Annotated in this window: 11 protein-coding genes; 6 read left to right on the plus strand and 5 right to left on the minus strand. The window is 65.8% G+C overall.

Annotated elements, in window-relative coordinates; translation table 11 throughout:
- Window positions 1-79 precede the first annotated feature (79 nt).
- The 5 genes from EJ069_RS20885 to EJ069_RS20910 form a co-directional block, all read right to left on the minus strand.
- The gene (locus EJ069_RS20885; protein WP_126062908.1) at window positions 80-1,648 is read right to left on the minus strand and encodes an indolepyruvate oxidoreductase subunit beta family protein; all 1,569 of its coding nucleotides are present in this window, start codon (window positions 1,646-1,648) and stop codon (window positions 80-82) included.
- On the minus strand, window positions 1,641-3,794 hold the full coding sequence (locus tag EJ069_RS20890; protein ID WP_126062909.1) for an indolepyruvate ferredoxin oxidoreductase subunit alpha: 2,154 nt from the start codon (window positions 3,792-3,794) through the stop codon (window positions 1,641-1,643). The genes EJ069_RS20885 and EJ069_RS20890 overlap by 8 nt, the downstream gene beginning before the upstream one ends.
- A 45-nt stretch (window positions 3,795-3,839) precedes the next feature.
- Window positions 3,840-4,241, minus strand: a complete 402-nt coding sequence (locus tag EJ069_RS20895) for a MarR family transcriptional regulator (RefSeq protein ID WP_245456224.1) — start codon at window positions 4,239-4,241, stop codon at window positions 3,840-3,842.
- A gap of 79 nt (window positions 4,242-4,320) precedes the next feature.
- On the minus strand, window positions 4,321-5,892 hold the full coding sequence (locus EJ069_RS20900) for an NAD(P)/FAD-dependent oxidoreductase (protein WP_126062910.1): 1,572 nt from the start codon (window positions 5,890-5,892) through the stop codon (window positions 4,321-4,323).
- A gap of 309 nt (window positions 5,893-6,201) precedes the next feature.
- Entirely contained in the window at window positions 6,202-6,993 is a 792-nt protein-coding gene (locus EJ069_RS20910) for a cyclase family protein (RefSeq protein ID WP_126062911.1), read from the minus strand.
- Window positions 6,994-7,112: 119 nt separating this feature from the next.
- Here EJ069_RS20910 and EJ069_RS20915 point away from each other — a divergent pair, with 119 nt between their 5' ends.
- The 6 genes from EJ069_RS20915 to EJ069_RS20940 all read left to right on the plus strand — a co-directional run bounded on the left by EJ069_RS20915 (window position 7,113) and on the right by EJ069_RS20940 (window position 14,038).
- Complete coding sequence (locus tag EJ069_RS20915; protein ID WP_126062912.1) at window positions 7,113-8,690, plus strand: NAD(P)/FAD-dependent oxidoreductase; 1,578 nt, start codon at window positions 7,113-7,115, stop codon at window positions 8,688-8,690.
- 95 nt (window positions 8,691-8,785) lie between these two features.
- Window positions 8,786-10,312, plus strand: coding sequence for an ABC transporter substrate-binding protein (locus tag EJ069_RS20920; RefSeq protein WP_126062913.1), 1,527 nt, complete (start codon window positions 8,786-8,788; stop codon window positions 10,310-10,312).
- Between the two features lie 185 nt (window positions 10,313-10,497).
- The gene (locus EJ069_RS20925) at window positions 10,498-11,505 is read left to right on the plus strand and encodes an ABC transporter permease (RefSeq protein WP_126062914.1); all 1,008 of its coding nucleotides are present in this window, start codon (window positions 10,498-10,500) and stop codon (window positions 11,503-11,505) included.
- A complete protein-coding gene (locus EJ069_RS20930) occupies window positions 11,498-12,346 on the plus strand; it encodes an ABC transporter permease (protein ID WP_126062915.1) in 849 nt (282 codons plus the stop codon). Before EJ069_RS20925 ends, EJ069_RS20930 begins: the two co-directional genes overlap by 8 nt.
- Window positions 12,343-13,221 carry an ABC transporter ATP-binding protein gene (locus EJ069_RS20935; protein ID WP_126062916.1) on the plus strand — a complete coding sequence of 293 codons (879 nt, stop codon included), beginning with the start codon at window positions 12,343-12,345 and terminating at the stop codon, window positions 13,219-13,221. The genes EJ069_RS20930 and EJ069_RS20935 overlap by 4 nt, the downstream gene beginning before the upstream one ends.
- Window positions 13,214-14,038: an ATP-binding cassette domain-containing protein gene (locus EJ069_RS20940; protein ID WP_126062917.1), complete on the plus strand. Its 825-nt coding sequence runs from the start codon at window positions 13,214-13,216 to the stop codon at window positions 14,036-14,038. Before EJ069_RS20935 ends, EJ069_RS20940 begins: the two co-directional genes overlap by 8 nt.
- Window positions 14,039-14,070 lie beyond the last annotated feature (32 nt).

Genomic DNA, 14,070 nt, shown 5'->3' on the forward strand with positions numbered 1-14,070 from the left:
TCCATGAAGAGGCCCCATTGCCGGTGCTTCGCGCATCCGGCATCGTCCAAGGTGTCAACTGAAACACCGCGGAGCGCGGCTATCCGCCCAGCGTCGCCACCGTCTTCAGCGCGCCGTCCAGCATGTCGCCCTTTTCGTCCTTCAGCGCCGCCTCGCGCAGCCGGCGGATCCAGTCGGCGGCGTCTTCGCGACCCTCGAGCAGGGGCAGGGCCGAGAGCACGCGGTCGATTTTCGACTGGGCGCGGGCATGGGTGTCGCTGTAGCCCTTGATCAACCGGCGGCAGTTCAGGATTTCGGTGGCCAAAGCGTAGTCCTGCCGCGCATGGCTGAGCGCCAATTCGTACCAGCGCTCGAGATGCTCGCCTTCGACCTTGTGGCGCAGCAGGCGGCGGCGCCAGCGGCGCAGGCCGCCGATGAACCACAGCATGGCGAAGCCGGTAAAGCTGTCGGTGCGGATGTGGCGGCCGCGATTGATGCGACGGTCGAGGAAGGCGGCTAGCTTCGGCCGGCTCTCGATATAGCTGCCGAGGCCTGCCGGCATAGTGCCGCAGAATTCCTCGATGCGCGGATGGAAATATTCGGTGACCTGCAGGACCGAACCTTCCTTGACCCCGGCCTCCTTGCGCACGCGCTTGTCGCGGGTCGAACGGGTCTTGAGATCGGCGACGCGGATTATGTCGTCATAGCACATTGCGTTGGCGAGATGCTTCGCCGCGGCGATGGACAGCGCATAGCCGCGCTCCGCATCGTCCAGCGCGAACGCCTTGTCCAGCCGATCGAGATATTCGCCGCCATAGGCGATGTCCTGGTAGTCGACGACCTTCTTCAGGCCGCGCTCGGCCATGTCGCGCAGCGGCTGCGGCAGCGCCGCGACGCGGGCGGCAAGCTGCTGCCAGCCCTTCAGCAGGGTTTCCGGTCCGCTGACCTTCGCTGTCGATTTGGGTTCGGCGGCAGGCTTCGCCGCCTTCTCGCTTGTTGGCGCGGCCGCGATGCCGCGCGCGCGATCACATGCGGCGCCGAAGGCGGCAAGGCTGGCTTTCACACCACGGCCGCCGGCGCCGATCGCCTGCTCATAGCTTTCGCGGGTGAAGGGCAACGCGTCGGACCCAGCCAGCGCGCCGAGCAGGCTGGCCGAGATCATCGTGCCGTTGTCGGCGGCGATCTTTTCCATGTCGAAGGCGATGAAGCGCTTTGCCGCGGCTTGAGCCGTTGCGTGCACCTTTTCCAACGAGGCGCGGCCGTCGCCCGGCTCGATCTTTTCCGAGACGGCGGCGATGCGATGCGAGGAGGTGATCAGCGTCGTGCGCTCGGGCGTGACGAAGCCGCGGATGATGGCGCGGCCGGCCTCCATCAGCTCGGCGGCGATCAATATGTCGACGTCGCCCTGCGATGGCGACAGCGCGAAGACCGGCAGCCGGCCGGTGTCGCGGGCCATCTCGATGTAATAGATCGTCGCGCCGGTGCGCTGGGCGACGCCGGCCACGGAGGTCGATTGCGCGATGTAGCCGTTGCGCTCGGCGACATCGGTGATCCAGTCGGCCAGCACGCCGCCGCCCTGGCCGCCGACGGCGAGCACGGCGAGCTTTATCACCCGCTCGTCGCCAGAAGCGCCCGTCTTCGGGCGCAGCGCTGCGCTGGGGTCAAGCATCGGCGAACATCAAACGGCGGCTCTCGCGGCGGCGCTGCAACAGCCCGATCACGGCGCGGCGCGCGCTTTCGAGGAAACAGTCCCAGCGGCCGGGATTGTGCACCACATCGGCGCGGTAGAAGGACGGGCAGAGCACCGCCGCATCCGCCACCTCGCCACAATTGCCGCAGCCGACGCAGTTCTGGTCGATCGAGGCCACCGGATCGTCGCGCAACGGGTCGTCGAGCGACTTGACCGACAGCGAGGGACAGCCGGAGAGGCGCATGCAGGCATGGTCGCCGGTGCAGATGTCCTCATCGACCCCGAATTTGGGCTTGACCACGCGCTCGCCGCCCTTGATCGCCTTGTCGACCAGCGGCTTCTCGCGGCGCTGGCGGTTGAGCATGCATTCGGACGAGGCGACGATGACCTTCGGCCCCTTCTCCTCGGTGGTCAGCGCCTCGCGCAGCGCGGCGCGCATCTTGCCGACATCATAGGTGCGGTCGATGTGGCGCAGCCATTTGACCCCCATGCCCTTCACCGCTTCATCGATCGGATGCTTCGTCGACTTGGTGCGGTTGTTGGCGCGCGACGACAGTATGTCCTGCCCTCCGGTGGCGGCCGAGTAGAAATTGTCGACGATGACGATGACGCCGTCATTCCGGTTGAAGACGGCGTTGCCGATCGAGGAGGTGAGGCCGTTGTGCCAAAACCCGCCGTCGCCGACGAAGGAGATCGAGCGGCGTTTCGCTTCCGGCGAGTTGAAGGCGGAGGCCGAGGCCGGCCCCAGCCCGTAGCCCATGGTGGTGGCGCCGAGCTCGAAGGGCGGCATGATCGAGAACAGGTGGCAGCCGATGTCGGAGGCGATGTGGTGCTTGCCGAGCTCCTGCTCGACCAGCTTGGTCGCGGCGAAGATCGGCCGCTCCGGGCAGCCGACGCAGAAGCCCGGAGGCCGGCCGGGAACGACGTTGATGAGATCGGCGGTGTCGACGCCCTCGCCCAGCTTGTTCGGCGCGCGCACCTCGCCCGGCAAGAGATGCGGGGCGTTGGCGCGCAGGAAGGAGCCGATGCCGTCGAGCATGACCTGTCCAGTGTATTCGCCGGCCATCGGCAAATGCTCCTTGCCGACCAGCCTGGTGCCGCGCCCGGCCTTGTGCAGCATCGCGGCAAAGGCCTGCTCGATGTAATTGGGCTGGCCTTCCTCGACGACCAGCACCGCCTGCTTGCCTTCACAGAAGGCCAGGAACTCGTCGTCGACCAGCGGATAGACGGCGTTGAGCACGTAAAGCGGCACGTCGGTGTCGCCATAGGTGTCGGCAAGGCCAAGCCGCTGCAGCGCGCGGATGACGGAATTGTACATGCCGCCCTGCATGACGATGCCGACCGAGCCGTGGTCCGGCCCGAACATCTCGTTGATCTTGCGGCTCTTGATGAAATCGATCGCGGCCGGCCAGCGCTTGGCGACCTTCTCCTTCTCATGCAGGAAGGAGGCGGGCGGCAAAACGATGCGGCCGGTGTCGCGGCGCGGTGCCGACAGCGCATCGGCGACCGACATTGGCGGACGCTTGTTGTCCTTGGCGGTGAAGTGGCCATGGACGTGGCAGCAGCGGATGCGCACCTGCAGCATCACGGGCGTGTTCGACGCCTCGGACAGTTCGAAGCCGTCCTCGACCGCCTTGACGATCGAGGGCAGGTTCGGGCGCGGATCGAGCAGCCACACCTGGCTCTTCATGGCGAAGGCATGGCTGCGCTCCTGCATGATGGAGGAGCCCTCGCCATAATCTTCGCCGACGATGATCAGCGCGCCGCCGGTGACGCCGCCGGACGCGAGATTGGCGAGCGCGTCGGACGCGACATTGGTGCCGACCGTCGACTTGAAGGTGGCGGCACCGCGGATCGGGTAGTGCACGGACGCGGCCAGCATGGCGGTGGCAGTCGCTTCCGAAGCGCTCGCCTCGAAATGCACGCCGAGCTCGCCCAGAATGTCCTGCGCATCGGCCAGCACATCCATCAGATGGCTGATCGGCGCGCCCTGGTAGCCGCCGACATAGCCGACGCCGCATTGCAGCAGAGCCTTGGTGATGGCGAGGATGCCCTCGCCGGCGAATTCCTCGCCGGCCCCTAACCTCAGCTTTTCGACTTCCTTGGCAAAAGACCGTTCGGCCATCTCCGCCTCCTTCCGTTGCCGCAATCACGCGGCGCGTATGTCAATTCAGATGTCGTGCTTGCGGATGTTTTTCAGCATCTTCTGCAGGATCGCGATCAGCGCGGCATATTCGGCATCGTCGACATCCTCGAACATCGCCTCGAACGCGTCGTGCATGGCCGGCCAGGCGCGGGTGAAGAGCGCGCGTCCGTCGTCGGTCAGGAACACATGGCGGATGCGGCTGTCGGTGACGCCCTGCTCGCGCCGCACAAGGCCCTGGCCCTCCAGCGTGTCGAGCGTGCGGCTCAAGGTCGACTGCTCGATCACCGTGTAAACCGAGAGGTCGTTGACGGTGACACCGTCGGTGACCGAGAGCACGGCGAGCGTCCGCACCTGCGGAATGGTAAGACCCTGCTTACGGAAATCCTCGCGCAAAGTGGCGTTGTAGCGGCCCATGATGCGGTTCATCAGATAGGGCGCGAATTGCTGCAGGCCGATCTGGCCGAGGGTCGAGATGCCCTGGCGCCTCTGCGGGCGTTCTGTTCCATCACAGCCTCCCCGCCAGAAGGAAGCCGGAGCCGCCGCCGAGGCCGGCGCCCGGATGGGTCGAGGCGCCGATATGGTAGAGGCCCTTGATGCCGGTCTCGTGGTTGCGGCTCGCCTTGAACGGCCGCCACAGGAAGGACTGGTCGATGGTCGACGACCCGCCATAGGGATCGCCGCCGACCAGGTTGATGTTCATCGCCTCAAGATCGGCCGGCGAATAGGCACGACGGGCAATCACCGTGTCGCGGAAACCGTCGATGTGGCTGACGAGGATCGCCTCGATGCGGTCGGCATAGGCCTCGCGCAGCGCTTCGGTCCAGCGCCCGTCGGCTGGCGCGTCCAGCTTGCCGGCGGCATCGCCCTTGATGTGGCGCGGCGCCTCGGGCAGTTGCAGCCAGAGGATCGCCTTGCCTTCCGGACAGCGCGACGGATCGAGCGCATGCGGCTGGCCGACACAGATGGTCGGCACCTCCGGCAGCAGGCCGCGCACCGCCTCGTTGCAGGCTTTCGAGACGCCGTCGAGCCCTGGCGTCAGATGCAGCAGCGCCACCTTGTCGAGGCCCTCGCCGCGCCAGGCCGGCGGCTTGTTGAGCGCATAGTGGATCTGGAAATTGCCCTTGCCGTAGCGATAGGCCTGCGTGGCCTTGGTTGCCGCCTCAGGCGCATCCCTACCGAGCAGGCGGCCGTAGAGCTGAGTCGGCGTGACCGAGCAGATGACGCTCTTCGCAGCGCTCAACGTCTCGCCGGAAGCTAGCCGCACACCGGTGGCGCGGCCACCGCTCTGCACGATCGAGGTAACATCGGCGTTGACGCGGATCTCGCCGCCGCGTTCCTTGATCAGCGCCTCGAAGGCGGCGAGCAGGTTTTTCGCGCCGCCCTTGACGATCGGCGCGCCGGCGGCTTCCAGCGCGAAGGCGATGACCTTGGCGATCTGGCCGGAGAAGGCGTCTTCCGGCCCAAGCCCGGCATGCAGCACCCAGGGCGCCCAGAGCGCGCGGACAATGTCGGAGGTGTAGCTCGTTTCCAGCCAGCCGCGCGCGGGCACCAGCGCCTCGCCCATGAAGGCGGCGAGGTTGCGCGGGCCGCGCCGCCAGGCCTCGCCGGCCAGCAGCTTGGTTGTCGGATAGGACCAGAGCGCGCCGCCGAGCAGGCCGAACAGCAGCCCAGCATTACGTTCGATGTCGCCGACATCGGTGCCATGACTGTCGCCGTCGCCGGCGGCGATCCGGTTGAGCGCCGCAATGTTGGCGGCGCGGTCGGTGGTGAGCACGGCATGGCTGCCGTCGGGCGTGAGCACGCCGGTGGGCGTGGCCGTGTGGCAGAACTCCAGCCCATGCCGCGCAAGGTCCTTGCCGAGCGCGGCAAAGGCCGGCGAGGTGATGAACAGCACGAAGGTCGTCGCCATCACGTCATGGACGAAGCCCGGCGCGGTGATCTCCTCGGTGCGCATGCAGCCGCCGATGCGGTCGTTGCGCTCGAGCACCAGCACCTTGGCGCCCTTGGCGCCAAGCATCGCCGCGCAGACCAGGGCGTTGATGCCGCTCCCAACGATGATATGATCGGCGGCGGTCATTGGGGGGTGCTCGCGGTCAAGAAATGGACGTCAATCGCGCAAAGCCGAGTTCCTTCGCGCCCCCCTCTGTCCTGCCGGACATCTCCCCCACAAGGGGGGAGATTGGCAGCCTCGGCGCCTTGCTCAATCCTGCGGCGTTGGAGATTGGCGAAAGCAGGCGTGACGTCTGATCTCCCCCTTGTGGGGGAGATGTCCGGCAGGACAGAGGGGGGCGCCGTAGAGCGCTGACGCTCCAGGACGGTCGCCTCGACCTCGTCATCACTCCATTGCCCTCGAGCATGATCTTCTCCCGAAGACCGCCGCCTCGCCTTACTTGCCCGGCACCAGCGCCAGCGCGCGGATCGGGCTGCCGGTGCCGCGCTCGATCTTGAGCGGGGCGGCGATCAGAATAGCGCCCTTCGGCGGCAGCTGGTCGAGATTGCAGAGGCTGGCGAGGCCATAACGATTGGCCTTGTGCATCAGCGTGTGCGCCGGGAAAGGCGGCTCCATTCCTCCTGCTTTACCAGCATCGGTGCCGATCGTCTCCGAGCCCCAGCCCTTGATATCCTTGCTGATCAGGAACTGGATGGCTTCGGCCGTCGGGCCGGGCGTGTGCGGGCCGGTCTCGTTGGCATTGAGGAACTCGGCTTCCGAGCCGTTGCGCTTGTACCAGTCGGTGCGCATCACCACCCACTCGCCGGGGTTGATGGCGCCGTGCTTGGCTTCCCAGGCCTTGATATGGTCGACGGTGAGCAGGAAATCGTGGTCTTCAGCCGCTTCCACTGAGCAGTCGATGACGTTGACCGGGCCGACAAAATTCTGCGCCGGAATGGTGTCGGTGGCGCCGTCCGGATAGTCCTTGCCGGTGATCCAGTGCTGCGGCGCGTCGAAATGCGTGCCCGAATGCTCGCCGAGCTTCAGCCAGTTCCAGGCCCACCACGGACCGTTCTTGTCGTATTTGGAAATCTCGTGGATCTCGACCTTCGGCGTGTCGACGGCCAGCTCCGGCGGCAGCTTGATCAGCGGCGTGTTCGGCCCGAGCGGCGCCGTCAGGTCGACCACCTTGATCCCTCCCGAAAGCAGCTGGCTGGCGACCTCGCCGAGGAGTTTCTGCGTGTCCATGGTCTTTGTTCCCTCTTGTCCGTGATGATCAAGGCTCGTTGCGGCCCTTAATATACCTACTAGACGAAAACATATGCATCTGCAATTATCTTTAAGCATAAAGCATTTTGGGGCGGGGCGTGAGCGAGTTCGACGCCATCTTTGTCGGGGCGGGCCACAACAGTCTGGCATGCGCCGCGCATCTGGCGCTCAAAGGCTGGAAAATCGGCGTTTTCGAGCGCAACGAAACGATCGGCGGCGCGGTGCGGACAAGCGAATACACGCTTCCCGGCTTCCGCCACGATTTCGGCGCGATGAATTTGAGCCTCTTCGCCGGCTCCGCCTTCCACCGGAAATATGCAAATGAATTGAAAAGCCACGGGCTGGAATTCGCGCCCGTGGCCGATTGTTTCGCCAGCGCCTTCCCGGATGGGAAATGGTTTGGCGTCAGCAACGACCTGGAAAAGACTGCATCGCGGCTGGCCGCCTTCTCGGCGGCGGACGCGGCTACATGGCGGAAGCTGGTCGGCGCCTTTCCGGGCGAGGCCGAGCATCTGTTCCGCCTGCTCGGATCGCCGATGAGCGCAAGGGCGCTGGCCGGCACGGGCTGGAACCTGTGGCGCAAGAAGGGTCTTGCCGGCGCGCTCGATACGGCTCGATTGCTGCTTTCCTCGCCCCGCGCATGGCTGGAGGAGAATTTCGAGACGCCGCATGTGCGCACGACACTCGCGGCCTGGGGCATGCATCTCGACTTCGCGCCCGACATCGCCGGCGGCGCCGTCTTCCCATACCTGGAATCGATGGCCAACCAGAGTTTCGGCATGGTGCTGGGCAAGGGCGGCGCCGATACCATCATCCGCGCGCTGGCCGGCATGGTGAAGGCGGCCGGCGGCCAGATCACGACCGGCGCGGATGTCGCCGAGATCACGGTTTCCGGCGGCAAGGCGACCGGCGTGCGGCTGGCATCCGGCGAAACCCATGTCGCGACCAAGGCCGTGATCGCCGGCGTCGCGCCGAAAGCGCTGACGGGCAAGCTGCTGCCCAACGGGTCGGGCGACGCCGGCTTTGATGCGGCGATGCAGACATTCCGCCATGCGCCGGGCACGATGATGATCCATCTGGCAATGGACGATCTGCCCGATTGGAGCGCCGGCGCCGAGCTTCGCCAGTTCGCCTATGTGCATCTGGCGCCGTCGCTCGACGCCATGTCGCGCACCTACCAGCAGGCGATCGCCGGTCTGCTGCCTGATCAGCCGGTGCTCGTGGTCGGCCAGCCGACGGCCGTCGATCCATCGCGGGCGCCGGAAGGCAAGCATGTGCTGTGGGTGCAGGTGCGCATGCTGCCGGCGGAGATCCTTGGCGATGCCGCGGGCAAGATCGCGCCGGCGCCCTGGGACGCGGTCAAGGACGCCTATGCGGAGCGCGTGCTCGACGTCATCGGGAACTATGCCCCGGGGCTGCGGCAGAAAATCTTAGGCAGCAGCGCGATCTTCTCGCCGCTCGATCTCGAGCGCGAAAACCCGAACCTAGTCGGCGGCGACCAGATTTGCGGCAGCCACCATCTGGCGCAGAATTTCCTGTTCCGCCCGGCGCGCGGCCTCGCGCGCTGGAACACGCCGATCTCGAACCTCTACCTCACCGGCGCCGCCACATGGCCGGGCGCCGGCACGGGCGCGGGTTCCGGCTTCATGCTCGCCCAACAGCTGGGAGGAAACTAGAATTCCAGGACGGGAAGCGCGCGGTTGCCCGGGTGCCTGAACAGACGGATCGATGACGCCGCGCAAATTAAAGACAACCAACAAGGGGAACGACCATGACCATCAACAGACGCGACTTGCTTGGATATGGCGCCGCCGCGATCGGCGCGGCGACGCTTGGCCTGCCGAGGGCGGCCAAGGCGGCCGACGAGCTCACCATCGCCTACAATGTCAACCTGCCCTCCTGGGATCCGACGACCGGCCCGTCGGCGGTAAATCCGACGATCCAGGGCCTCTACCAGTCGGTGTTCGACCAGATCATCGGCCAGAAGCCGGACCTCTCCTTCACGCCAGGACTGCTCACCGAATGGGGCTGGAACGACGACCGCACCAAGGTGACGATGACGGTGCGCGAGGGCGTCAAATGGCATGACGGATCGCCCTTCACGCCGGAAGACGTGGTGTGGTCGCTGACCCGGGCCGGCGACGAGAAGACCGGCAACCCGATCCAGTTCGTCTGGAAAAACGTCAACAATTTCAAGATCGACGGCAACAAGATCACCGGCGACGTCGTGCAGTTCGACCCGGTCTATTTCAAGTGGATGTCGTTCCTGACCGGCTACATCCTGCCGAAAGCCTATTACGAGAAGGTCGGCGCCGAAGGTTTCGAGAAGGCGCCGATCGGCACCGGCCCCTATATGGTCGACAAGTTCGAGCGCAACGCCTTCCTGCGGCTGAAGGCCAATCCGCATTATTGGGGCACCAAGCCCGCCTTCGAGAATGTGACGATCAAGTTCGTCACCGACGCTGCAAGCCGGGTCGCCGAGATCGAGTCGGGCTCCTCGCAGGTGACGCTCGAAATCCCCTATGAGGAATATGACCGGCTGATCGCCAAGGACGGACTCGCCGGCTCGATCAAGAACGTCTCCGACATCGGCATGATCTTCTTCAACGACATCGAGGCGATGCTGGACAAGAACGTCCGCCAGGCGGCCGTGATGGCGGTGGACAAGGAACTCCTGGTCAAGCGCCTGCTGCGCGGCTACGGCCAGCCGATCGCGACGCTGGAAACGCCGGAATACACGGCCTTCGATCCATCGATCAAGGTCGAGCACAACCCGGAGAAAGCCAAGGAACTGCTCGCCGCCTCCGGCTATTCGACCAAGAAGCCGGTCAAGTTCACCATCCAGACCACCAAGGGCTTCAAGCCCAAGGACTATGAGATGATCCAGGCGATCGTCGGCATGTGGCGCAAGGTCGGCATCGAGGCCAAGATCGAAGTCTATGAGATCGCCAAGCATTACGAGCTGCGCGCCGCCGACAAGTTGGCGCCGGCCGCTTTCTACAATTGGGGCAATTCCATCGGCGACCCGACCACCTCGACCGGCTTCGCCATGTACGGCCCGAGCCCGCATTCGGTGTGGGACAGCAAGGACCTTGTCGACATGATCAATCCGCTCTGGGGCGAGAAGGACGAGGCCAAGCGCATCGCCGGCTGGAAGGCGGTCGACAAATATATCGCCGAGCAGGCCTATGTGCTGCCGCTGATCCAGTATGCGCAGCCGATCGTGCATTCGAAGAAGGTCAATGTCGTGCAGCACGTGTCCGGCGCGCTGCTGCCGACGCTGATGACCCCGGCCTGATCATCGGCCTTGCCCTCTGCCGGTCTTCGCCCGGCAGGGCCCCTTCATCCGGCCCTTCGGGCCACCTTCTCCCCGAGGGGAGAAGAGGTCGCGGACGGCTGAGCTGATCTCTTTCCCCCAACGGGGAGAAGGTGGCCGCGAAGCGGCCGGATGAGGGGGAGTCCGCTCAGAGTGATTACGCACGCATGCTGCTGCAGAGATTCCTCGTTCGTCTGTTGACGATGCTGGTGACGCTGTTTGGCGTCGCCATCGTCGTCTTCGTCGTCATCCGCGTCGCGCCCGGCGACCCGATCGCCATGATGCTGCCGCCCGGCGCCAGCGATGACGACATCGCCCGGCTGCGCGCGCTCTACGGGCTCGACAAGTCAATCGTGCAGCAATTCTTCATCTGGCTCGGCGGCGTGCTGCATGGCGATTTCGGCACCTCGATCTCGTTGCGCCAGGACGTGCTCGGCCTGGTCTTCGACCGGCTGCCGGCAACGCTGGAGCTGGCGACCGTGGCGCTGCTGATGGCGATCGCGCTCGGCGCCACCGCGGCGATCCTCGGCGCGCGCTCGCGCGGCACGGCGATCGAAGCCGGCATCGACATCGCCAGCGGCGCGACGCTCTCCATCCCCGATTTCCTGTGGGGCCTGGTGCTGATCCTTTTGTTCGGCGTTCTGGTGCCGGTGTTCGACATTTCCGGCCGGGTGTCGCCGCAGCTCGATCTGCCTTTCGTCACCCAGTTCTATCTGGTCGAGAGCATCCTCAGGCTGCGCTTCGACCTGACCTGGGATCTTCTGAAACACATGCTGATGCCGGCCGTGGCATTGGCGCTGCCACTGGCGGCGATCATCGCGCAATTGCTCAAACAGTCGCTGAAGGAAGTGCTCGATCTCGACTATGTCGTGCTCGCCCGGGTGAAGGGGTTTTCCGAGACGCAGGTGGTCCTGCGCGAGGCGCTGAAGAACGCTGCGCTGCCGACGCTGACGCTGGTCGGCGTCCAATTCACCTTCCTGATCGGTGGCACCGTCATCGTCGAGCGGCTGTTCTCCTATGAAGGCCTCGGCAATATGGCAATCGACGCCGTCATCAACCGCGACCTGCCGCTGATCCAGGGCATCGTGCTGGTCTTCGCGCTGCTCTTCGTGCTGATCAACCTCGCCGTCGACATGATGTATGCGCTGCTCAATCCGAGGCTGCGCCATGGATGAGGCCCGTATCGCCCGACGCGGCCTGAGCCCGCGGCTGTGGCTGGCCGGCGGCTGGCTGCTGCTGGCGTTGCTGGCGGCCATCTTCGCGCCGCTGATCGCGCCGCAGGACCCGCTGGCGCAGGATCTGATGCTGGAGCGGCTGCCGCCTTTCTGGCTGGACGGTGCCGAGCCCGGCTATTGGCTGGGCACCGACAGCCTGGGACGCGATCTTCTCTCGCGGCTGATCTTCGGCGGCCGCATCGCCTTCATCGTCGCCTTCGCGGCAGCGACGTCCGCCTGCCTCATCGGTTCGGCGCTGGGATTGATCGCCGGCTATTTCGGCGGCTGGGCCGACCGCATCATCTCGCGCATCGTCGATGTCTGGATGGCGTTTCCGCCGGTGCTGTTCGCGATCCTGCTGGTCGCGGTGCTTGGCACCGGCCTCAGCTCCGTCATCCTCGCCATTGCGATCATCGACTGGACGCGCTTCTGCCGGGTGATCCGCGCCGAGGCGATGAGCCAGGCGCGCATGGATTATGTCGAGAGCGCGCGCATCGCCGGCTATGGCCGCATCGGCATCATGCTGCGCGAAGTGCTGCCCAATGTGCTGCCGTCGGTGGTGGCGCTGCTGTCGCTGGAGATGGGCATCGCCGTCATCGTCGAGGCGATCCTGTCCTTCGTCAATCTGTCGATCTCGACCGACGACCCGACCTGGGGGAGCATCATCGCCGAGGGCCGTCTGTCGATCCACCAGGCTTGGTGGGTGCTGGTGTTCCCGCTGATCACGCTGATCCTCACCGTGCTTTCCTTCAGCCAGTTCGGCGAAGCGCTGAAGGCGCGCTTCGATCCGGTGCTGCGATGAGCACTTGTCTGGACATCCGCTCCTTGAGCGCCGTGCTGCCCAACGGCCAGCGCGTGCTGCGCTCGGTGTCGCTTGCCGTGCAGCCCGGCGAGGTGCGCGCGCTGGTCGGCGAAAGCGGCGCCGGCAAGACGATGATCGGCAAAGCGGTGCTCGGCGTGCTGCCGAAAAGCGTGCGCATCGTCGAAGGCGAGATGCTGATCGAAGGCGAGGATCTCGGCGGACTCAGTCCGAAGGCCCGGCGCAACCTGATCGGTGCGCGCACGGCGCTGATCCCGCAGGATCCGCTGACCGCGCTCAACCCGTCGCGCCGCATCGGCCCGCAGATGACCGACCGGCTGGTCCGTATCCTCGGCTGGAGCGGCGAGCGGGCGGACAAACGCATCCGGCAATTGCTCGACGAAGTGCATATCCGAGACCCCGAGCGCGTGCTGAAGAGCTATCCGCACGAATTGTCCGGCGGCATGCGCCAGCGCGTGCTGATCGCGGCGGCCTTTGCGGCGGAACCGAGGCTGATCGTTGCCGACGAACCGACGACGGCGCTTGACGTCACCGTGCAGAAGCAGATCCTGCGGCTGATCGCGCAGCTGCAGCGCGACCACGGAACCGCGATCCTGTTCGTGACCCACGACCTCGGCGTCGTTGCCAAGATCAGCCAGAAAGTATCGGTGCTCTATGCCGGCAAGGTGGTGGAGGAGGCCGAAACCGCCCAGCTCTTCGTCGCTCCGAAGCATGCCTACACGCGGGCGCTGATCGCGGCGACGCCGCGCTACACCGATCCATACGCATCGCTGAAGCCGGTGGACGAGCGCGTGCTTGCCGGGCTCACGGCTGAGATCGCAGCCGCCGACAAGGATTGGAGGCCCGGCCATGGCTGAGCCGCTGTTTTCCGTGCGCGGGTTGAAGGTGGCGCTGCCCGACATGACGCGCAAGCCGCTGATCGGCCGCGCGCCGCTGGCCGAGATCCTGAAAGGGCTCGACTTCGATCTGCCCAAGGGCTCGGTCACCGGCATCGTCGGCGAGTCCGGCTCGGGCAAGTCGACGCTCGGCCGCGCCCTGGTCAGGCTGCTCGAGCCGAGCGCCGGCTCGATCCAATTCGAGGGGCGCGACATCAGCCATCTTTCGGAGGTAGAGCTCAGGCCGCTGCGCCGCGACCTGCAGATGATCTTCCAGGATCCGATGTCGTCGCTTAATCCGCGCCACACGATCTTCAGTATCATTGCCGCCCCGTTGAGGCAGAACGGGCTTGGCGACAGGCTGAAGGAACGCGTCGCCGAAGCGCTGCAGCGCGTCGGCCTGCCGCAGAATTTTGCCAGCCGCTACCGCCACGAGCTTTCGGGCGGGCAGCGGCAGCGCGTCGGCATCGCGCGGGCGCTCGCGCTCTCGCCGAAATTCGTGTTGGCCGACGAGATCGTCTCCGGGCTCGACGTCTCGACCCAGGCGCAGATCTTGACGCTGCTGGAGAAGCTGGCGGCCGAGATGGGGCTGACGGTCGCCTTCATCAGCCACGATCTGTCGGTGATCCGGCGGCTCTGCCAGCAGGTCATCGTCATGCGCGAGGGAAGGATCGTCGAGGCCAGCGCAACGGACGCGCTGTTTGACAATCCGCAGGAGACCTACACGCGCGACCTGCTCGCCGCCATTCCGCTGCCGGAGATCGACGCGGACTGGCTGCGGTCCAAGGCGCCGGCATGAATTGAGCTTCGATATCCGCACGCCGGCCAGCG

The organism is Mesorhizobium sp. M2A.F.Ca.ET.043.05.1.1 (genome assembly GCF_003952445.1).
In the GTDB taxonomy this organism is placed as follows: domain Bacteria; phylum Pseudomonadota; class Alphaproteobacteria; order Rhizobiales; family Rhizobiaceae; genus Mesorhizobium.

Excerpts from the sequence above, each read along its gene's own strand:
- EJ069_RS20895 (WP_245456224.1), bottom strand. The coding sequence starts at position 4,241 with ATGAACCGCATCATGGGCCGCTACAACGCCACTTTGCGCGAGGATTTC.
- EJ069_RS20885 (WP_126062908.1), bottom strand. The coding sequence starts at position 1,648 with ATGCTTGACCCCAGCGCAGCGCTGCGCCCGAAGACGGGCGCTTCTGGC.
- EJ069_RS20930 (WP_126062915.1), top strand. The coding sequence starts at position 11,498 with ATGGATGAGGCCCGTATCGCCCGACGCGGCCTGAGCCCGCGGCTGTGG.
- EJ069_RS20940 (WP_126062917.1), top strand. The coding sequence starts at position 13,214 with ATGGCTGAGCCGCTGTTTTCCGTGCGCGGGTTGAAGGTGGCGCTGCCC.
- EJ069_RS20920 (WP_126062913.1), top strand. The coding sequence starts at position 8,786 with ATGACCATCAACAGACGCGACTTGCTTGGATATGGCGCCGCCGCGATC.
- EJ069_RS20935 (WP_126062916.1), top strand. The coding sequence starts at position 12,343 with ATGAGCACTTGTCTGGACATCCGCTCCTTGAGCGCCGTGCTGCCCAAC.
- EJ069_RS20900 (WP_126062910.1), bottom strand. The coding sequence starts at position 5,892 with ATGACCGCCGCCGATCATATCATCGTTGGGAGCGGCATCAACGCCCTG.
- EJ069_RS20925 (WP_126062914.1), top strand. The coding sequence starts at position 10,498 with ATGCTGCTGCAGAGATTCCTCGTTCGTCTGTTGACGATGCTGGTGACG.
- EJ069_RS20890 (WP_126062909.1), bottom strand. The coding sequence starts at position 3,794 with ATGGCCGAACGGTCTTTTGCCAAGGAAGTCGAAAAGCTGAGGTTAGGG.
- EJ069_RS20910 (WP_126062911.1), bottom strand. The coding sequence starts at position 6,993 with ATGGACACGCAGAAACTCCTCGGCGAGGTCGCCAGCCAGCTGCTTTCG.